Raw genomic sequence first — 18624 nt, forward strand, 5'->3', positions numbered from 1 at the left:
CCTCGACGGGCGGCCTTCGCAGGATGTCGCAGAACGCGCTCGTTTAGCGCGAATAGAATTCGACGACCAGGTTCGGTTCCATCTGCACGGCGAACGGAACGTCCGCCAGGCCGGGGATGCGCGAGAAGGTCGCGACCATCTTGTTGTGATCGGCTTCGATGTAGTCCGGCACGTCGCGCTCGGCGAGACCGACCGCTTCCAGAACGATGACCAGCTGCTTGGACTTTTCGCGGATTTCGACGACATCGCCCGGCTTGCAGCGGTACGAGCCGATGTTGACGCGCTTGCCGTTGACGTTGACGTGACCGTGGTTGACGAACTGACGGGCGGCGAAAATGGTCGGCACGAACTTGGCGCGGTAGACGACCGCGTCGAGACGCGACTCGAGCAGGCCGATCAGGTTCTCCGAGGTGTCGCCCTTGCGGCGGTCAGCCTCTTCATAAACCTTGCGGAACTGCTTTTCCGAAACGTCGCCATAGTGCCCCTTCAGCTTCTGCTTGGCGCGCAGCTGCAGGCCGAAATCGGAAAGCTTGCCCTTGCGGCGCTGGCCATGCTGGCCGGGGCCGTATTCACGCTTGTTGACCGGGGACTTCGGGCGGCCCCAGATGTTTTCGCCGAGACGGCGGTCGATCTTGTACTTCGCGGATTCGCGCTTGCTCATCGCATTCCCTTTTCAAAACAACACACCCGGAACCTCATGGTCCGGGTGAAGGAAACGCGCCCTCCTCTGGCCTCCGTTTTCGAGACCTGACAGGGTTTTCCCACGCAACGCGGCGGAAAACCCACGGGACACGTCAGTTCAAACAAGATAGTAGAATTGGATTTCCACGCATCTTGCGCACATAAAGAAAACCACCGGGCATTGCGGCCCGGTGTTGGCGCGCTGATTAAACGGAGATTTAACCGGTGTCAAGCTTGTGGCTGGCGTAGGCCATGGCGACGATATAGCGTCTCTGGGTTGAGTACAGTGCCGGATGTGGCGGGAGGTTGCGCCAGCGGCATCAGGAAGGGACCGGAGCAGAGGAGCTACATTCGCATGAAGAAATTCTTCCTTACCCTGACAGGAGCCGCTGTGTTGGCGGGATCCATGGCGGTCATGACACCGGAGCCGGCTGAGGCCAGGCATTGGCAAGGGCACCGGCACCACCAGGCTTGCCGCATCGTGATCAAGAAGAAAATTATCTGGCGGCACGGCCACAAGAAGGTCATCCGCTACAAGATCAAGCAGTGCAGAGGGCGCTGGTAGGCTCCAATCCGGTCTCAGGCGGCCGACATCACTTCAAAGCCCGCGGTTTGGCCGCGGGCTTTCGATTCCGCTCGTGTTCTTCGGCGTTTCCCTTGAACGGCGGACCGCACTCTAGCCTTTCGACTTCTTCTCCGGCAGGCCCTTGCGCTTCGTCTCGGCGAATTCCTCGAGCTGCTTTTCGCTCATCGATTCGTACATTCCCTTGGAAGCGCCCTGGAGTTCGCTCTTCTTGGTCTCGCCGCGCTTGGCCGACAGAGCCGCGCCGGCGGCTTTCTGCTGGGCTTTCGAGGTGGCTGGCATGGCTCTTTCTCCCGTTGGCATCAGGAGAAAAACGCAACGACTGCCGTGATGTTCCGCTTCGCAATCACGACATCGCCAACCCGAACCCCTGCATCAGGCGGCGGGTGGGGAAATCGGCTCTTTTCGATGTGAAGACGGCAAGGTCGGGCCCTTCAGGCAACATCTCGCCACGACCGCTCGGATCGATGTCGGCGAGAAGCGACAGCGCCCGGCGCGCGATCGCTTCGGCGGGGTCGAGCCAGTCGACCGGCCAAGGCGCCGTCTTGCGCATACGATTGGCCAGAAAGGGGTAGTGTGTGCAGGCGAGCACGACGATATCCGTACGCAGCGCATCACGTTCGACGAAGCATGGCGTGATCTCGGCGCGCACGGCCTCCTCATCGACGAAGCCCTCACGCATGTAGATCTCAGCCAGTCCCGCCAGCCTGTCGCTGCCGACCAGGCGGACATGGCATTTCTGCGCCCATTTGCTGATCAGGTCGCGCGTGTACTGGCGCTTGACGGTGCCAGGCGTCGCCAGCACCGAAACCAGCCCTGAGCGCGTGCGTTCCGCCGCCGGCTTGATCGCAGGCACCATGCCGACAAAAGGATGCTCGGGAAATCTGTCGCGCAGCGCGTCGATCACCAACGTCGAGGCGGTGTTGCAGGCGATGACCGAAATGGCCGGCGCAAACCGCTCAAGCAGTTTGCCGAACAATTCGAGGATATGCACCCTCAGCGCCGGCTCTTCCCAGGCGCCATAGGGAAACGCAGCGTCGTCGGCGACATAGATGAAGCGGCGGTCGGGCATCAGCACGCGCGCCTCGCGCAGCACGGTGAGCCCGCCGATGCCCGAATCGAACATCAGGATCGGCCGCTCAGTCATTGTCGGTTCCTTTTCCGCCAAGCGGCGGTATGTCATCGTCCTTGCCGGCGCCGGCAAGGCGCGCCGCTTCCGCCTTGCGGGCCCGCGCGGCGGCCGCGGGCAAGCGCCGTGGATCATCGCCAGGGGACCCGTCGCCGCGCGGCATCGCCGGCGAAAACCTGTCGAGCGACGAGATGATGCCGCGCAGCACCTTGAGCTCCGGTTCGGCAAAACCGGCGCGCGTCAGCACCGCACGCAGATTGTCGATCATTTTCGGCTTCTTCGGTGCCGGCCGGAAATAGCCGCGCGCTTCCAGTGCGCCTTCGAGATAGGCGAACAGGCCGTGCAATTCCTCCTTGCTTGCCGGCTTCATGTCCGGGCCGGAAAAATTGGTCTTGGTCTCGTCTTCCAGGCCGGACTTCATCCATTCGTAGGACATCAGAAGCGCGGCCTGGGCGATGTTGAGCGATGAGAAATCGGGATCGACCGGGAACGTGACGATCTCGTCGGCAAGGCCGACCTCGTCATTGTAGAGGCCGAAGCGTTCGCGTCCGAACAGGATGCCGGTGCGCTGGCCCATTGCGTGGCGCGCCCGCAGCAATCTGCCCGCCTCCACCGGCCCGCGCACGGATTTGAAGCCGTCGCGCTGCCTGGCCGTGGTGGCGAAGACGAAGTTCAGGTCAGCGAGCGCCGAGGCCAGATCGTCAAAGACGGTGACGGCGTCGATGACATGATCGGCGCGGCTCGCCGCCGCGCGTGCCTTCTCGCTCGGCCAACCGTCACGCGGATTGACGAGGCGCAGCTCCGACAGACCGAAATTGGCCATGGCGCGCGCGACCATGCCGATGTTCTCGCCAAGCTGAGGCTCGACGAGGATGATCGCCGGGCCGGCGGTCATGAGGCCACGCTGAAAGTCCGTTCCTGCCATATGTTCCAGATGATTGCGCTACGAAGTTCCCGCGTCCTGCCATATCGATACGGCTTTTTGAAGAGCGGTCGACCGGCAAACCGAGAAATAACCCTATGTACCCCTGCCGCTCCGTTGGCTTACACAGCGGACCTAGGATTACGTGAATGAGCAGGTGGTCGCACGCTATGGATGCGTTGACCGGCAGGCTAGAAGATAGGACCGCTTGTGCGCCGACGGACGAATTGCTGAGCCGTACGGACAAAAATGGTGGGACTCTACTTCCTACCGTACTGCGCACAGTCACCCAAAATCTTTGCAATATGTGGCGGCTCGTGCACGCTGTTGCTATCGTTGATATTTTCGCATGACACGAAATCATCTACCATCCGAGCGGATATTTATTTGCGGTGACACATCGCGTCGCTGGAGAATCAATTTAGAAACAGGTAATATCCATATCGCTTGGGGTTCAATGTGCATCGACGAATAGTCTTGGAAGGCGGAGTGCGCTTGCACACTCATGTCTTTTATCTGTGCCCCAAGCATTTCGACACGGGTTTCAATGGCCGACGAGGGTGTTGGCTAAAATAGGAGGGGCAAATGAAAGTCGTACGATTTTTCCTTTCACTCGCAGTGCTGGCTCTGGCGTCAGCCTTCCTGATTGCGCCGGCTTCCGCGCAAGCGACACGGACATGGGTTTCCGGCGTTGGCGACGACGCCAATCCGTGCAGCCGAACGGCACCTTGCAAGACATTTGCCGGTGCTATCTCGAAGACCGCGACGAGCGGCGAAATCAACTGTATCGATCCGGGCGGCTTTGGCGGGGTCACCATCACCAAATCCATCACCATCGACTGCAGAAACACTGAAGCTGGTGTGCTTGTGAGCGGCACGAACGCTATCATTGTCAACACCCTTGCCGGCTCCGCGGTGCATCTTCGCGGCCTCGACATATTCGGTTTGGGTACCGGCCTCGACGGCGTGCGTATGCTTGGTCAAGGTCAACTGCATGTCGAGGACTGCAACATTGAGAGGTTTACCAGCAACGGCGTCGAATTTGCCGCCAACGGGAGCAGCGAACTCTACATAAGCAACACCCGGATAGCCGAGGTAGGTGCGGAAGGTGTTCTTATCAAATCGTCCGTGGCCGCCGGAATCAATGCCATCCTCTCAAAGGTTGAAGTGACCAACAGCGGCAGCGGCATTCTTGTCGACGGCACTGGCAACACCATTGCCATGAACATGACACTGACCAACAGCCTGGTCAGCGGCAACACCGGCAACGGTGTTGCGATCAAATCCATCGCCGCGGCATCGCCGGTGCGCGCGACAATTGTAGGCACCACGATCAGCGCCAATGCCGGCGTCGGCGTCAACGCAAACGGTGCTGCCGCCAGCGGCAACGGCAGCGCCATCGCCTTTCTCGGCGGATCGGTGGTATTCGGCAATGTCACCGGAGCCAGCAACACTGGTAGCGGCGCCGTCCAGTCGTTCAAGAACAACATGATTTCCGGCAACCTAACCGACGGCACGCCGATCACGGCATTCCCCGGCCCCGGCGGTACACCGTTGCAATAAGCGCCTGCCGCCTCGGCGGCAGCATGAAACAAAGGCGATGCCGGCAGCTTCCCAAGAGGCGTGCAGGCATCGCCTTTTTTTGTTCCCGCTTACTACGGCAATGGCCCGCGTCTTTCGCCTTGCCCCAGTTTGCACCGTCCGGATCGCTTTGCTATAGGCGAGGTCCTATTCTGGCGGGGCCGGCCCGCAATCAATCAACTTTCGAACGAGGCATTCTTTCCATGGCGAAGATCAAGGTGGCGAACCCGGTCGTCGAACTCGACGGCGACGAGATGACCCGCATCATCTGGCAGTTCATCAAGGACAAGCTGATCCACCCTTATCTCGACCTCAAGCTGGAATATTACGACCTCGGCATCGAGCATCGCGACGCCACCAACGACCAGGTGACCATCGATTCGGCCAACGCCATCAAGAAATACGGCGTCGGCGTGAAATGCGCGACGATCACGCCTGACGAGCAGCGCGTCGAGGAGTTCAAGCTGAAGAAGATGTGGAAGTCGCCGAACGGCACCATCCGCAATATCCTCGGCGGCACCATCTTCCGCGAGCCGATCATCATGAAGAACGTGCCGCGCCTGGTGCCCGGCTGGACCAAGCCGATCATCGTCGGCCGTCATGCCTTCGGCGACCAGTACCGCGCCACCGATTTCCGCTTCCCCGGCAAGGGCAAGCTGACCATCAAGTTCGTCGGCGAGGACGGCCAGGTGATCGAGCACGACGTGTATGATGCGCCCGGCGCCGGTGTCGCCATGGCCATGTACAATCTCGATGAGTCGATCCGCGAGTTCGCCCGCGCCTCGCTGAACTACGGCCTGCTGCGCAACTACCCGGTCTATCTGTCGACCAAGAACACCATCCTCAAGGCCTATGACGGCCGCTTCAAGGATATCTTCCAGGAGGTCTACGAGGCTGAATTCGAGGCCGAGTTCAAGTCGAAGAAGCTGTGGTACGAGCACCGCCTGATCGACGACATGGTGGCCTCCGCCCTGAAATGGTCGGGCGGCTATGTCTGGGCCTGCAAGAACTATGATGGTGACGTGCAGTCCGACACGGTCGCGCAAGGTTTCGGCTCACTCGGCCTGATGACCTCGGTGCTGATGACGCCGGACGGCAAGACCGTGGAAGCGGAAGCCGCGCACGGCACCGTCACCCGCCACTACCGCCAGCATCAGAAGGGCGAGGAAACCTCGACCAATTCGATCGCCTCGATCTTCGCCTGGACGCGTGGCCTCACCCATCGCGCCAAGCTCGACGACAATGCCGAGTTGAAGCGCTTTGCCGAGACGCTGGAAAAAGTCTGCATCCAGACGGTCGAGTCCGGCTTCATGACCAAGGACCTGTCGCTGCTGATCGGCCCCGACCAGCCTTGGCTGTCGACCACCGGTTTCCTCGACAAGATCGACGAGAACCTGCAGAAGGCGATGGCCTGATAAGTAAGCAAGATGGGCAAGCCCATCGTCTACGGGGCGGATTACAGCGTCTATGTACGCATCGTCCGCCTCGTATTCGCGGAAAAAGGCATCGACTACGAGCTTGTGCCGGTCGATGTCTTTGCCGCCGAGGGCGTTCCCGCCTGGTATTTCGAACATCATCCGTTCGGCCGCATCCCGGCCTTCGAGCATGACGGATTCCGGCTGTTCGAGACGAGCGCGATTGCCAGATATGTTGACGAGGCGTTCGACGGGCCAGCGCTGCAAGCGACGGAGCCTCGTGGCCGCGCAACCATGAACCAGATCATCGGCATGCTCGATGCCTATGCCTACAGATCGATGGTCTGGGATGTCGCCGTCGAGCGGCTGGAGAAGGCTCAGCCGGATGAGGCGTTGATCGCCGGCGGCCTTGCTCAGGCGAGCAAAGCGCTTCGGACGCTGTCCGCGCTGAAAGCGCCGGGACCGTGGCTGCTGGGCGACCAGCTGACGCTGGCCGACCTGCATGCCGCACCGATCATCGGCTATTTCGTCAAGGTCGCCGAGGGGCAAAATCTGCTGGCCGAGTTCCCTGATATCCGGGACTGGTATGCGCGCATTGCGGCTCGGCCGAGCTTCGTGCAGACTGAAAAAATCGGCTGATAAGAGACGTCCGCTGTCCCTCCAACCGTTGCTTTAAATTCAGTCCACTCCCTACGCCGCTTCGAGTGCCGCCCTTACCGCAGCAATCGCATCATCGGCCTTGGAAGCGTCGGGGCCGCCAGCCTGGGCCATGTCGGGCCGCCCGCCGCCGCCCTGCCCGCCGAGCGCCGCCGAGGCCACTCGGACAAGGTCGACGGCGCTGAAGCGGCCGACGAGGTCGTCGGTGACGGCGACGACGACGCTGGCCTTGTTGTCCTCACCGGAGCCGACGAAGACGACGACGCCGGAGCCGAGCGACGTCTTGCCGGCATCGGCCAGCGGCTTCAGGTCCTTCGGTGAGACACCTGAGACCGTCTTGCCGAGAAAGCCGACACCGGCCACCGTCTCATTGGCGGCTGGAGCATCGGCAGACGATCCGCCGCCCAATGCCAGCTTCTTGCGCGCTTCGGTCAGTTCCTTTTCGAGCTTCTTGCGCTCTTCGAGCAGCGTCTCGACGCGCGCCGGTACATCGGCCGGCGAAATCTTCAACACGGCTGCCGTCGCCTTCAAACGCCTGTCCTGCTCGTCGAGATGTTTGCGCGCGGCTTCGCCCGTCAATGCCTCGATGCGGCGCACGCCGGCGGCGACCGCGCTGTCCGATACGACACGCACGAGGCCGATATCGCCGGTCGCCCGGACATGGGTGCCACCGCAGAGCTCGACCGAATAGGGCCGGTTCGCCTTGGCGCCGTGCAGGCCGGTGCCCATCGACACGACGCGCACTTCGTCGCCGTACTTTTCGCCAAACAGCGCCATGGCGCCCTCGGCGATGGCATCGTCGACCGACATCAGGCGCGTGGTCACCGGGCCGTTCTGGACGACGATCTCGTTGGCCATGCGCTCGACCTCTTCGAGGTCTTCGGCCGAAATCGGCTTGTTGTGCGAGATGTCAAAGCGCAGGCGCTCGGGCGCGACCAGCGAGCCCTTCTGTGCGACATGGCTGCCCAGCACTTCGCGCAGCGCCTCATGGATCAGATGCGTCGCGGAATGGTTGGCGCGCAGCCTCGAGCGCCTTGCATGATCGACCTTCAGCTCGACAGCCGCGCCCGTCTTGACGGTGCCGCTGGCCACCTTGCCGATATGCACGAACAGCCCGTCGGCCTTCTTCTGCGTATCCGAAACCTCGATCGAGAACCCCTCGCCGGAGATGACGCCGGTGTCGCCCATCTGGCCGCCGGACTCGGCATAGAACGGCGTCTGGTTGACGACGATCGCCACCGCGTCGCCCTTGCCGGCGCCGTCGACAGCCTTGCCGTCCCGGACAAGCGCCTGGATGATGCCTTCCGCAGCTTCAGTCTCATAGCCGAGGAACTCGGTGGCGCCGGCCTTCTCGCGCACCGAGAACCAGATGGTCTCGGTGGCGGCGTCGCCGGACCCGGCCCAATGCTTGCGCGCCTCGGCCTTCTGCTGCTCCATCGCGTTGGTGAAGCCGGCAGTATCGACCGAGATGCTGCGCTGGCGCAGTGCGTCCTGCGTCAGGTCGAGCGGGAAGCCATAGGTGTCGTAGAGCTTGAAGGCCGTCTCGCCATCCAGCATGTCGCCGGCATGCAGCGTTTCGGTCGCCTCGGAAAGCAGGCCGAGGCCGCGCACCAGCGTCTTGCGAAACCTGGTCTCCTCGAGCTTCAGCGTCTCGGTGATCAATTGTTCGCCGCGCAGCAGTTCCGGATAGGCCTGGCCCATTTCGCGCACCAGCGCCGGCACCAGCTTCCACATCAGCGGTTCGTTGGCACCGAGCAACTGCGCATGGCGCATGGCGCGGCGCATGATGCGGCGCAGGACGTAGCCCCTGCCTTCGTTCGAGGGCAGCACGCCATCGGCGACCAGGAAGGAGGACGAGCGCAGATGATCGGCAATGACCCGGTAGGAGGCGACCGTCTCCTTGTCGGGACCATGCCCGATCGCGGACGAGGCCGCGTCGATCAGGTGACGGAACAGATCGGTCTCGAAGACGCTTTCCACCCCTTGCAGGATGGAGGCCATGCGCTCCAGGCCCATGCCGGTGTCGATCGAGGGGCGCGGCAGGTCGATGCGCTCCTCCTTCGTCACCTGTTCATACTGCATGAACACCAGGTTCCAGAATTCCAGGAAACGGTCGCCATCTTCCTCCGGGCTGCCGGGAGGGCCGCCCCAGATGTGCTCGCCGCGGTCGATGAAGATCTCCGAGCACGGCCCGCAGGGTCCGGTGTCGCCCATCGCCCAGAAATTGTCCGAGGTCGCGATGCGAATGATGCGGTCGTCGGAAAAACCGGCGATCTTCTTCCAGAAGCCGGCCGCCTCGTCGTCCGTGTGATAGACGGTGACCAGCAGCTTGTCCTTGCTCAGCCCGAATTCCCTGGTGATCAGGTTCCAGGCAAGCTCGATGGCGCGCTCCTTGAAATAGTCGCCGAAGGAGAAGTTGCCGAGCATCTCGAAGAAGGTCAGATGACGCGCGGTGTAGCCGACATTGTCGAGATCGTTGTGCTTGCCGCCGGCGCGAACGCTCTTCTGGGCGGTCGAGGCGCGCGAATAGGGCCGCTTCTCCAGGCCGGTGAAGACGTTCTTGAACTGTACCATGCCGGCGTTGGTGAACATCAGCGTCGGGTCGTTGCGCGGCACCAGCGGACTCGACGCGACGATCTCGTGACCCTCCTTGCGGAAGTAGTCGAGAAATGTCGACCGGATTTCGTTCACGCCACTCATGAATGCTGCCTTTTCGGAAGGGCCGCCGGCAAACCGGCGGAAATGGGCTCTGCGTTTTAGAAGATTAGGACTTGGCCTTTTAGCCGCCGCGCTTCACCCTGTCCAGAAACACGGAATTGGTCCAATCCACGGCCTTTGCCGGCCGTTCGAACCGGCCTGTTTTCGCCGCCGAAACGCAAAACCGCCGGCACTGGGCCGGCGGTTTCAAAACGCATTAACGCGGAACTCGATTACTTAAGCCCGAGATAATAGAATGCGATTATGGCCGAACTCCGGCCGACCTCGCGAGTTGTCACATCGCGCCGGATTCCTCCTCGAACCCGTCGTCGCCACCTTCGGAGCCGCCATTCTCAAGGAACTTTTCGGCGATCAGCCCGGCATTCTGTCGGAGCGCCAGCTCGATCTCGCGTGCGGTGTCGGGATTGTCGCGCAGGAACAGTTTGGCATTCTCGCGGCCTTGGCCGAGACGCTGCGAATTATAGGAGAACCAGGCGCCCGACTTCTCGACCACGCCGGCCTTGACGCCGAGATCGACCAGTTCGCCGGTCTTGGACACGCCTTCACCATACATGATGTCGAACTCGACCACCTTGAAGGGCGGCGCCAGCTTGTTCTTGACCACCTTGACGCGGGTCTGGTTGCCGACGACTTCGTCGCGGTCCTTGACCGAGCCGATGCGGCGGATGTCGAGGCGCACCGATGCGTAGAATTTCAGCGCGTTGCCGCCGGTCGTCGTCTCGGGCGAACCGAACATGACGCCGATCTTCATGCGGATCTGGTTGATGAAGATGACCATGGTGTTGGAGCGCGAGATCGAGGCGGTCAGCTTGCGCAGCGCCTGGCTCATCAGGCGGGCCTGCAGGCCGGGCAGCGAATCGCCCATCTCGCCTTCGATTTCGGCGCGTGGCGTGAGCGCCGCGACCGAATCGACCACCAGCACGTCGATGGCGCCGGAGCGCACCAGCGTGTCGCAGATTTCCAGCGCCTGCTCACCAGTGTCGGGCTGCGAAATCAGCAGGTTTTCGAGATCGACGCCAAGCTTGCGGGCATAGACCGGATCAAGCGCGTGCTCGGCATCGACGAAGGCGCAGATGCCGCCCTTCTTCTGGGCTTCGGCCACGGTGTGCAGGGCCAGCGTCGTCTTGCCCGAGCTTTCCGGCCCGTAGATCTCGATGATGCGGCCGCGCGGCAGGCCACCGACGCCAAGCGCGATGTCGAGGCCAAGCGAGCCGGTCGGCACCGTTTCGATCTCGACGACCTGCTCGTTGGCGCCGAGCCGCATGATCGAGCCCTTGCCGAAAGCCCGCTCGATCTGCGACAGCGCCGCATCCAGAGCCTTTGATTTGTCCACTGCCTTGTCCTCTACCAGCCGCAAAGAATTCTGAGCCATGATACATCACCCCTTGGTCGTCAATGAAGGCCGGACAATCCGTAATCCCTGCTTATTTGTACCTTTTTTGTTCTCATTTGGCAAGAGGGATCAAATATCTGAAAAACAAGCATTATCCGGATTTGTTCTTTTTTTGTCCAAGGATTCGATCAGGAATGCACCGCACGTTGGGCCAGACGGCTCGGTTGTTTCGACCTGCCGAATCGCCGCCTTGCATGCGAAGCTCGGTCGCACAGCCTAGCGCTTGTGCGGCTGGAATAACAAAGGTCATATCGCCGGCATGCTGAAATCCGCGAAAATACTGGCCGTAGGCGGCGCCCATATCGACCGGCGCGGCCAGGTGTCCGGTGCCTACGTGCCCGCCGCCTCCAATCCGGGCACAATGCGCGAGGATGTCGGCGGCGGCGTCTTCAACGCCTTGCGCAGTGCCGTGCGGCGCGGCGTCTCCGCGTCGCTGATGTCGGTTCGCGGCGGCGATGCCGCTGCCGACACCGTTTCGCGAGCCATTGCCGGGGCAGGCATTACCGACCTGTCGGCGGTCTTCCTCGACCGCACGACGCCGAGCTACACGGCGCTGATCGACAGCGAAGGCGAGCTGATCGTCGGCTTTGCCGACATGGCGCTCTATGATTTGGCGTTTCCCAAGCAGATCAGGCGCTCCAGGGTGCGGGAGGTGATCGCCGCCGCAGATGCCGTCTTCTGCGACGCCAATCTTCCGACGACGGCGCTGGAACGGCTGGTCGCGCTCGCCGCGGGCAAGCCGGTTTTCGCGATTGCCATTTCGCCGGCCAAGGTGGTGCGGTTGCTACCGGTGCTGAAGGAGCTTTCGCTGGTCTTCATGAACCGGCGCGAGGCCATGGCGCTGGCCGGCGTCGCCGCGAATGCCACGGAGCGCGAGGTCGTCGACGGGTTGCGATGCAGCGGCCTCGTCAGCGGCGTGGTGACGGCAGGCGGCGGGCCCATGCTGGGCTTCGATGAAGCCGGCGCCTTCTCTATCCTGCCGCCGCCACCAAGAAAGGTCGCCGACGTCACCGGCGCCGGCGATGCGCTGGCAGGCGCAACGGTCGCTGCCTTGCTGCGCGGACTGCCGTTGCGGGCAGCTCTGCGCGAAGGCATTGCCGGGGCGACGCTTGCCATCGAAAGCGCCGCCGCCGTTCCGGAGTTCACCGCGGCGAGCTTCGCGGAAGCGTTGGCTCTTGTGCCGGATGCCAGGGAAATGGCATGAGACCGGCGAATTCATAGTGCCGCGATGTTGCCGAGCGTCCGACGGACGCGCCGCATTCCGGATAGGAGACCTTGATGACCCCTGAGACCGCCCGCCCCTTCATCGACATCCACGCGCCGGTGGCGCAGGCCCTGGCCGACGGCCGGCCGGTGGTGGCGCTGGAAAGCACCATCATCACCCATGGCATGCCCTACCCCGACAATGGCGCCATGGCGGCCGATGTCGAAAAGATCATCAGCGATGGCGGCGCCGTGCCGGCGACGATCGCCGTGGTTGGCGGCCGCATCAAGATCGGGCTTTCGGACGGCGAGCGCGAATCGCTGGCGATGACGGGCGACGCGATGAAGCTGTCGCGCGCCGATCTCGGTTTTGCCGTGGCGCAAGGGCGCACCGGCGGCACCACGGTCGCCGCCACGATGATCGCGGCGCATATGGTCGGCATAAAAGTGTTCGCCACCGGCGGTATCGGCGGCGTGCACAAGGGCGCCGAAAAGAGCTTTGACATTTCCGCCGATCTCGACGAGCTGGCGCGCACCCCGGTGATTGTCGTCTCAGCTGGTGCCAAGGCCATCCTCGACATCGAAAAGACGCTGGAAGTGCTGGAGACGCGCGGCGTGCCGGTGATCGGCCATGGCTGCGAGACGATGCCGGCCTTCTGGTCCAGGCAATCGCCGTTCCGCGCGCCGCTGAGCTTGCACGAGCCGGAAGAGATCGCGCATTTCTACCAGACGCGGGCAGCACTTGGGCTTGCTGGCGGCATGCTGATTGCCAATCCTGTGCCGGAAAACCAGGAAATCCCGGCTGCGGAGATGGCGGGCTATATCGACGCCGCGCAGAAGGCCGCCGAAGCGCTCAACGTGACCGGCAAGGCGGTGACGCCGTTCCTGCTGGGAAAAATCCTCGAACTGACCGGCGGCAGGAGCCTCAAGACCAACATCGCGCTGGTGGAAAACAATGCACGGCTGGCGGCGAGGATAGCCAGGGCATTGTAGGGCACGGCCTCCAAGGTCGGCGGGACAGAGGGGGGTGCTGTCCCTCCGCTGTGCCAAGAAGGTTGGCATTCACTTCCCCGCCCGCCGCCCCGCCTCATAGGCACGCCGTGCCCACACAGTCATCTCGTCGGGGTCATCGAAAGCGCTGTCTGGAACGCTCCAATAGGGCATGGCGACCAGCTTGCCGTGGCGCGAGCCGGTATAGGTCCATTGCGTGCAGCCGGCGGCCTCGAACTCGGGCGCGCTTTGTTCGTCGGCCTTCAGCATCAACTCACCGCGCAGCACGATGGCGACGATCACACCGTCGAAATAGATGCCCTTGCCGCCGAACAGTTTGCGGATGCTGACCGGGCCTAGGCCCTCGAACAGTTCGGCGATGCGTTCATTGTCCATGCCGAGATCATGTCACCGGCGTTTGGCCTTGTCATCGCCGCAACCAAAATCATGCTGACAGGTTGAGAGAGGTATCGGAGTTTTCCCGCCATGCCGCTTCTGCTGAAAGGGTCCTGCCGCTGCAATGCCGTGCGTTTCGAGGTGGAGAGCCACACGCCGGCGCCATTCATGCTGTGCTACTGCTCGATCTGCCGCAAGCAGCAGGGCGGCGGCGGGTTTGCCATCAATCTCGGTGCCGACAACGAGACACTGAACATCAGGGGCAAGCGCAGCCTCGGCGTCTTTCGGGCGGAGATCGAGGACGACGAGCATCCGCATTGCGAAATCTCAACCGGCGAGCGCAATTTCTGCAAGAAATGCGGCTCAGCCCTTTGGCTCTACGATCCAACCTGGCCGGAGCTTGTGCATCCCTTCGCCTCGGCGATCGACAGCGACCTGCCCATCCCACAGAGCAAGGTGCACCTGATGCTGAAATACAAGGCGAACTGGGTCGAGCCGGTGGTTGGCAAGCACGACAAGGTCTTCGACGTCTATCCCGAGGAATCGATCGCCGATTGGCACAAGCGGACGGGCATGTGGGTGGAGTGAGTTTCTTCGCCCCGTTTACGGGGAGGTGAGGAGTGATCCGCGCAGCGAACGAAAAGCCAATTGCTTGGATTTTCTAACGACGTACGCCGGCAGGCTGGGCGGAGCTAACTCTGGAGAGGCTGGCGCTGCCCCTCATCCTCATTTCGTGACACTTTCTCCCCAGGGCGAAGAAACTCAGGCCGAGGCGCGTGCCTCTGCCAGTGCCTTCAGGTCGGCCGGCTTCAGTTCGACGGATTCGCCGCAGCCGCAGGCCGAGCTCTGGTTCGGGTTGTGGAAGGTGAAGCCGGTGCGCAGCGTCGTCTGCTCGAAATCCATCTCGGTGCCGAACAGGAATAGCGCAGCCTCGGGCGCGACATAGACATGAGCGCCGTCGCGCTCGATATGGTCGTCCTTGGTGTTGGGCTCGGTCACCAGATCGACCGTATATTCCATGCCGGCGCAGCCGCCCTTCTTGATGCCGAGGCGGATGCCATGCGCGTTGTCGCGGGTGGCGACGATCTCGCGCACCCGGTCGGCGGCCTTTTCGGTCATGGTGATGACGGCGAAGCGTCCCATTCTTTTTCCTTCCATTCCATGCAGGTTCAAGGCCTGCCGAATGATTCCTCACCTAAAATGGTGAAGTTTTATCCCTGGCGCAAGTGTTCCAGGCTTGACGCTAGTACCAACCCACCGCCACCTGCGCCTCTTCCGACATGCGGTCGGCAGACCAGGGCGGGTCGAAGGTCATGTTGACCTCGACGCCGGACACGCCTTCGACGGCGCCGACGGCATTTTCGACCCAGCCGGGCATTTCGCCGGCGACAGGGCAGCCGGGAGCGGTCAGCGTCATGTCGATCTTGACCGAGCGATTGTCCTCGATGTCGATCTTGTAGATGAGGCCGAGCTCGTAGATATCGGCCGGGATTTCCGGATCGTAGACCGTCTTCAGCGCCGATACGATGTCGTCGGTCAACCGCGCCAGTTCGTCGGCTGGAATGGCCGATCCCGAAACCAGCGCATTGGGCGCGGTTTCCGGAGTGGTCTCGGCAGCGATGCTTGCATCATCCATGGTCGTCACCCAAAAAAATCGTCATCCGAAGAATTTGCGCGCTTTTTCAAGCGCCTCGGCCAAAGCGTCGACTTCGGCCCTGGTATTATACATGCCGAACGATGCCCTGCATGTGGAGGTTACGCCGAAACGTTTCAACAGCGGCTGGGCGCAATGGGTGCCCGCGCGGACTGCAACGCCCTGTCTGTCTATCACCATCGACACGTCGTGCGCATGAATGCCTTGCAGTTCGAACGAGATGATGGCGCCCTTGCCGGGCGCATCGCCGAAGATGCGCAGCGAATTGATGGCGCGTAGCCGCTCATGCGCATAAGTCTTGAGGTCTTCCTCATGCGCGGCGATGCGCTCGCGGCCGATCGTTTCCATATAGTCAAGCGCGGCACCCAGTCCGATCGCCTGCACGATCGGCGGCGTGCCGGCTTCGAAACGATGCGGCGGCTCGTTGTAGGTGACGATGTCTTCCGTCACCTCCTCGATCATCTCGCCACCGCCCATGAAGGGGCGCATGCCCTGGAGAATGTCCTTCTTGCCGTAGAGCACGCCGATGCCCGAAGGGCCATAAACCTTGTGCCCGGTGAAGACGAAGAAGTCGCAGTCGAGATCCTGCACATCGATCGGCATATGCACGGCGCTCTGGCTGCCGTCGACGAGGACGGGAATTCCACGCGCATGCGCGATGCGCACGATTTCCTTGATCGGCGTCACCGTGCCCAGCGCATTCGACATCTGCGTGACGGCGACCAGTTTGGTGCGGTCGGTCAGCCGTTTTTCGAATTCCTCGATGTGGAAGACGCCGAGATCGTCGACCGGCACCCAGACCAGCTTGGCGCCCTGCCGCTCGCGGATAAAATGCCAGGGAACGATGTTGGAGTGGTGCTCCATGATCGACAGCACGATCTCGTCGCCCTCGCCGATGTTGGGCATGCCATAGCCATAGGCCACGGTGTTGATGGCCGAGGTCGTGTTCGAGGTGAAGATGATGTTGTCGGTGCTTGGCGCGTTGAGGAAACGGCGTACCGTTTCGCGCGCCTTTTCGTAGGCGTCGGTCGCGGCATTGGACAGGAAATGCAGGCCGCGATGGACGTTGGCATATTCCTGGCTGTAGGCGTGCTGGACAGCGTCGAGCACCACCTGCGGCTTCTGTGCCGAGGCGCCATTGTCGAGATAGACCAGCTTCTTGCCATAGACTTCCCGCGACAGGATCGGGAAATCGCGGCGGATCGCTTCGACGTCGTAGAAATCTCCGATCTTGCCCGGTGCGTTCATCAGGTCACCCGTGTGCCAGGAACCAGCCGTCGAGCCGCGCTTCCAGCGCTTCGACGATCGCCTCGTCGTCCAGTTCCTCGATGACCTCGGCGACGAAGGCCTTCACGAGCAGCCCCCGCGCGCTTTTCTCGTCGACGCCGCGCGCCATCAGGTAGAACAGATGATCGTGGTCGATCTCGGTGACCGTCGCGCCATGGCCGCAAATCACGTCGTCGGCGAAGATTTCAAGCTCCGGCTTGGTCGAGAACTCGCCGTCGTCCGACAGCAACAGCGTGTTGCATGCCATCTTGGCGTTGGTCTTCTGCGCATATTGATGGACGTTGATGCGGCCCTGAAACACGCCGCGCGCCTTGCCCGTCACCACGTTGCGGATGATCTCCGTCGAGGTCGTGTGCGGCACGGCGTGGTCGAGAACCATGGTCACGTCGGTGTGGGTGTCGCCGGCCAAGAGGTTGATGCCGCGCAGCTTGAAATCGGCGCCTTCGCCAGTCGTCCTGACCATGATCTCCTGGCGCACCAGTCTGCCGCCGGCGTTCATGACGAACAGCGTCAGCTTGGCGTTCTTGCCGATATGGGCCTTGAACTGCGCCAGATGCGTCGCCGTTTCCGGCTGTTCCTGGACGATCAGCCACGTCACCTCGGCGCCTTCGCCGAGCACGAGCTGGCTGACCGAGCTGCCCAGGGCAGCGCCGTCACCTGTCTGCCGTTCGACGATGACGGCCTTGGCGCCGGCGCCGACGCGCACTGGCAGGCGCACATGGGTCTGGCCGCCGGCCTGCAGGTTCTGCAGTTCGACCGGCTTTTCGAGTTCCACGCCATCGGCGATGTCGACAAAATATCCGTCGGCGACGAAAGCCGTGTTCAGCGCGCCGATGGCGTCGTCGCTGCCATAGGGATCGAGCCCAGCTGCTGCGCTGCCGTCGACCAGCGTTTCCGACAGGCGCTGGAAAGAGACGCCTTCAAGAACCGGCACTTTGGCGTCGGATTTGCCGTTCAGGATCGACACCACAGTGGAACCGTCGACGATCGGCGCAATGGCTTTGGCCATGGCGGCAGGGTCGAAGTCCGGCACGGTATTCAGCAACCGGCGGAGGTCGGTGTAGTGCCAGGATTCGACGCGCCGCGTCGGCAGGCCGTGCTTGATCGTCTCGATGGCGTCGTCGCGCTTCAGCATCACCGCGCCGTCGCCCGGCAGCAGCGACAGCCGGTCGCCGAACGCGTCGATCAACGCTGTTTCGGCCGGTGTCCGTTGCGGTTGTGTGTGCATGTTCATCGGTATTACCTCTGGCATCTCACGCGGCTTCGCCGATCACGCCGGCGTAGCCGTTGGCTTCCAGGTCAAGCGCCAGCGACTTGTCGCCCGACTTGATAACCTGGCCCTTGTAGAGCACGTGCACGGTGTCGGGCACGATGTGCTCAAGCAGGCGCTGGTAGTGGGTGATGACCAGGAACGCCCGGTCCGGCGCGCGCAGCGCGTTGACGCCGTCGGAAACGATCTTCAGCGCATCGATGTCGAGGCCGGAATCGGTCTCGTCGAGCACGCACAATTTCGGCTCCAGCAATTTCATCTGCAGGATCTCCGCCCGCTTCTTCTCGCCGCCGGAAAAGCCGACATTAAGCGGCCGCTTCAGCATCGCCATCTCCATGCTGAGCGAGGCGGCGGCTTCCTTCACGCGCTTCAAAAATTCCGGGATCTTCAGCGGCTCCTCGCCGCGCGCCTTGCGCTGCTCGTTCATCGCCACTTTCAGGAATTCCATGGTGGCGACGCCCGGTATCTCCATCGGATACTGGAAGGCGAGGAAGATGCCTGACGTGGCGCGCTCGGCCGGATCCATTTCGAGGATCGACTGGCCGTTGTAGAGGATGTCGCCCTCGGTCACCTCATAGTCCTCGCGACCGGCGAGGATGTAGGACAGCGTCGATTTGCCCGAGCCGTTCGGCCCCATGATCGCGGCAACCTCGCCGGCTTTCACCGTCAGGTTCAGACCGCGGATGATTTCGGTGCCGTCATCGACGATGCGGGCGTGCAGGTTTCTGATTTCAAGCATTTTTTC

Annotated in this window: 19 protein-coding genes; 7 read left to right on the forward strand and 12 right to left on the reverse strand. The window is 62.3% G+C overall.

The features are described 5' to 3' along the window. Positions 1-43: 43 nt before the first annotated feature. Positions 44-661 (reverse strand): 30S ribosomal protein S4, encoded by a 618-nt coding sequence (gene rpsD / locus MESCI_RS21910; protein ID WP_013532142.1) that lies wholly within the window; start codon positions 659-661, stop codon positions 44-46. Between the two features lie 375 nt (positions 662-1036). Between rpsD and MESCI_RS21915 the strand changes: the two genes are divergently transcribed. Then, complete coding sequence (locus MESCI_RS21915) at positions 1037-1246, forward strand: hypothetical protein (protein WP_013532143.1); 210 nt, start codon at positions 1037-1039, stop codon at positions 1244-1246. A gap of 111 nt (positions 1247-1357) precedes the next feature. On the opposite strand, the gene MESCI_RS21920 is transcribed toward MESCI_RS21915, so the two are convergent. The 3 genes from MESCI_RS21920 to MESCI_RS21930 form a co-directional block, all read right to left on the reverse strand. Beyond that, positions 1358-1546 (reverse strand): DUF3008 family protein, encoded by a 189-nt coding sequence (locus MESCI_RS21920; RefSeq protein WP_013532144.1) that lies wholly within the window; start codon positions 1544-1546, stop codon positions 1358-1360. A gap of 64 nt (positions 1547-1610) precedes the next feature. Then, positions 1611-2411, reverse strand: coding sequence for a glutamate racemase (gene murI / locus MESCI_RS21925; RefSeq protein WP_013532145.1), 801 nt, complete (start codon positions 2409-2411; stop codon positions 1611-1613). Then, positions 2404-3318, reverse strand: a complete 915-nt coding sequence (locus tag MESCI_RS21930) for an RNA methyltransferase (RefSeq protein ID WP_013532146.1) — start codon at positions 3316-3318, stop codon at positions 2404-2406. The genes murI and MESCI_RS21930 overlap by 8 nt, the downstream gene beginning before the upstream one ends. A gap of 582 nt (positions 3319-3900) precedes the next feature. Here MESCI_RS21930 and MESCI_RS21935 point away from each other — a divergent pair. The 3 genes from MESCI_RS21935 (at position 3901) to MESCI_RS21945 (ending at position 6950) form a co-directional block, all read left to right on the forward strand. Next, a complete protein-coding gene (locus MESCI_RS21935; RefSeq protein ID WP_013532147.1) occupies positions 3901-4878 on the forward strand; it encodes a right-handed parallel beta-helix repeat-containing protein in 978 nt (325 codons plus the stop codon). Positions 4879-5099: 221 nt separating this feature from the next. Then, positions 5100-6311 carry an NADP-dependent isocitrate dehydrogenase gene (locus tag MESCI_RS21940; RefSeq protein ID WP_013532148.1) on the forward strand — a complete coding sequence of 404 codons (1212 nt, stop codon included), beginning with the start codon at positions 5100-5102 and terminating at the stop codon, positions 6309-6311. Positions 6312-6323: 12 nt separating this feature from the next. Next, positions 6324-6950, forward strand: a complete 627-nt coding sequence (locus tag MESCI_RS21945; protein WP_013532149.1) for a glutathione S-transferase family protein — start codon at positions 6324-6326, stop codon at positions 6948-6950. Between the two features lie 51 nt (positions 6951-7001). Here the strand turns inward: MESCI_RS21945 and alaS are convergent, their stop codons facing one another. Together alaS and recA are read right to left on the reverse strand one after the other, a co-directional pair. Further along, positions 7002-9668 carry an alanine--tRNA ligase gene (gene alaS / locus MESCI_RS21950; protein WP_013532150.1) on the reverse strand — a complete coding sequence of 889 codons (2667 nt, stop codon included), beginning with the start codon at positions 9666-9668 and terminating at the stop codon, positions 7002-7004. Positions 9669-9960: 292 nt separating this feature from the next. Then, positions 9961-11058 carry a recombinase RecA gene (recA, locus tag MESCI_RS21955; protein WP_013532151.1) on the reverse strand — a complete coding sequence of 366 codons (1098 nt, stop codon included), beginning with the start codon at positions 11056-11058 and terminating at the stop codon, positions 9961-9963. A gap of 280 nt (positions 11059-11338) precedes the next feature. Here recA and MESCI_RS21960 point away from each other — a divergent pair, with 280 nt between their 5' ends. Both MESCI_RS21960 and MESCI_RS21965 read left to right on the forward strand, forming a co-directional pair. Next, positions 11339-12283 carry a carbohydrate kinase family protein gene (locus MESCI_RS21960; protein ID WP_013532152.1) on the forward strand — a complete coding sequence of 315 codons (945 nt, stop codon included), beginning with the start codon at positions 11339-11341 and terminating at the stop codon, positions 12281-12283. A 74-nt stretch (positions 12284-12357) separates the two neighbouring features. Further along, positions 12358-13275: a pseudouridine-5'-phosphate glycosidase gene (locus MESCI_RS21965; protein WP_013532153.1), complete on the forward strand. Its 918-nt coding sequence runs from the start codon at positions 12358-12360 to the stop codon at positions 13273-13275. Positions 13276-13344: 69 nt separating this feature from the next. Here the strand turns inward: MESCI_RS21965 and MESCI_RS21970 are convergent, their stop codons facing one another. Continuing rightward, positions 13345-13668, reverse strand: a complete 324-nt coding sequence (locus MESCI_RS21970; RefSeq protein WP_013532154.1) for a TfoX/Sxy family protein — start codon at positions 13666-13668, stop codon at positions 13345-13347. Between the two features lie 90 nt (positions 13669-13758). Between MESCI_RS21970 and MESCI_RS21975 the strand changes: the two genes are divergently transcribed. Next, complete coding sequence (locus MESCI_RS21975; protein ID WP_013532155.1) at positions 13759-14256, forward strand: GFA family protein; 498 nt, start codon at positions 13759-13761, stop codon at positions 14254-14256. Positions 14257-14430: 174 nt separating this feature from the next. Here the strand turns inward: MESCI_RS21975 and sufA are convergent, their stop codons facing one another. The 5 genes from sufA to sufC all read right to left on the reverse strand — a co-directional run bounded on the left by sufA (position 14431) and on the right by sufC (position 18618). Then, positions 14431-14811, reverse strand: a complete 381-nt coding sequence (sufA, locus tag MESCI_RS21980) for a Fe-S cluster assembly scaffold SufA (RefSeq protein WP_013532156.1) — start codon at positions 14809-14811, stop codon at positions 14431-14433. A gap of 100 nt (positions 14812-14911) precedes the next feature. Then, positions 14912-15304 carry an SUF system Fe-S cluster assembly protein gene (locus tag MESCI_RS21985; protein WP_013532157.1) on the reverse strand — a complete coding sequence of 131 codons (393 nt, stop codon included), beginning with the start codon at positions 15302-15304 and terminating at the stop codon, positions 14912-14914. Between the two features lie 21 nt (positions 15305-15325). Continuing rightward, complete coding sequence (locus MESCI_RS21990; RefSeq protein ID WP_013532158.1) at positions 15326-16570, reverse strand: cysteine desulfurase; 1245 nt, start codon at positions 16568-16570, stop codon at positions 15326-15328. Between the two features lie 4 nt (positions 16571-16574). Continuing rightward, positions 16575-17843, reverse strand: coding sequence for a Fe-S cluster assembly protein SufD (gene sufD, locus MESCI_RS21995; protein ID WP_013532159.1), 1269 nt, complete (start codon positions 17841-17843; stop codon positions 16575-16577). Positions 17844-17862: 19 nt separating this feature from the next. After that, complete coding sequence (sufC, locus tag MESCI_RS22000; RefSeq protein ID WP_013532160.1) at positions 17863-18618, reverse strand: Fe-S cluster assembly ATPase SufC; 756 nt, start codon at positions 18616-18618, stop codon at positions 17863-17865. Positions 18619-18624: the final 6 nt, after the last annotated feature.

This window comes from Mesorhizobium ciceri biovar biserrulae WSM1271, from assembly GCF_000185905.1.
Classification (GTDB): domain Bacteria; phylum Pseudomonadota; class Alphaproteobacteria; order Rhizobiales; family Rhizobiaceae; genus Mesorhizobium; species Mesorhizobium ciceri.

Bases quoted from the DNA above. Each gene is read 5' to 3' on its own strand.
- MESCI_RS21990 (WP_013532158.1), bottom strand. From the start codon at position 16,570: ATGAACGCACCGGGCAAGATCGGAGATTTCTACGACGTCGAAGCGATC.
- MESCI_RS21920 (WP_013532144.1), bottom strand. From the start codon at position 1,546: ATGCCAGCCACCTCGAAAGCCCAGCAGAAAGCCGCCGGCGCGGCTCTG.
- MESCI_RS21985 (WP_013532157.1), bottom strand. From the start codon at position 15,304: ATGGATGATGCAAGCATCGCTGCCGAGACCACTCCGGAAACCGCGCCC.
- MESCI_RS21940 (WP_013532148.1), top strand. From the start codon at position 5,100: ATGGCGAAGATCAAGGTGGCGAACCCGGTCGTCGAACTCGACGGCGAC.
- MESCI_RS21945 (WP_013532149.1), top strand. From the start codon at position 6,324: ATGGGCAAGCCCATCGTCTACGGGGCGGATTACAGCGTCTATGTACGC.
- sufA (WP_013532156.1), bottom strand. From the start codon at position 14,811: ATGGGACGCTTCGCCGTCATCACCATGACCGAAAAGGCCGCCGACCGG.
- MESCI_RS21965 (WP_013532153.1), top strand. From the start codon at position 12,358: ATGACCCCTGAGACCGCCCGCCCCTTCATCGACATCCACGCGCCGGTG.
- MESCI_RS21930 (WP_013532146.1), bottom strand. From the start codon at position 3,318: ATGGCAGGAACGGACTTTCAGCGTGGCCTCATGACCGCCGGCCCGGCG.
- MESCI_RS21970 (WP_013532154.1), bottom strand. From the start codon at position 13,668: ATGGACAATGAACGCATCGCCGAACTGTTCGAGGGCCTAGGCCCGGTC.
- sufD (WP_013532159.1), bottom strand. From the start codon at position 17,843: ATGAACATGCACACACAACCGCAACGGACACCGGCCGAAACAGCGTTG.
- MESCI_RS21915 (WP_013532143.1), top strand. From the start codon at position 1,037: ATGAAGAAATTCTTCCTTACCCTGACAGGAGCCGCTGTGTTGGCGGGA.
- recA (WP_013532151.1), bottom strand. From the start codon at position 11,058: ATGGCTCAGAATTCTTTGCGGCTGGTAGAGGACAAGGCAGTGGACAAA.
- MESCI_RS21975 (WP_013532155.1), top strand. From the start codon at position 13,759: ATGCCGCTTCTGCTGAAAGGGTCCTGCCGCTGCAATGCCGTGCGTTTC.
- MESCI_RS21935 (WP_013532147.1), top strand. From the start codon at position 3,901: ATGAAAGTCGTACGATTTTTCCTTTCACTCGCAGTGCTGGCTCTGGCG.
- murI (WP_013532145.1), bottom strand. From the start codon at position 2,411: ATGACTGAGCGGCCGATCCTGATGTTCGATTCGGGCATCGGCGGGCTC.
- rpsD (WP_013532142.1), bottom strand. From the start codon at position 661: ATGAGCAAGCGCGAATCCGCGAAGTACAAGATCGACCGCCGTCTCGGC.
- sufC (WP_013532160.1), bottom strand. From the start codon at position 18,618: ATGCTTGAAATCAGAAACCTGCACGCCCGCATCGTCGATGACGGCACC.
- alaS (WP_013532150.1), bottom strand. From the start codon at position 9,668: ATGAGTGGCGTGAACGAAATCCGGTCGACATTTCTCGACTACTTCCGC.
- MESCI_RS21960 (WP_013532152.1), top strand. From the start codon at position 11,339: ATGCTGAAATCCGCGAAAATACTGGCCGTAGGCGGCGCCCATATCGAC.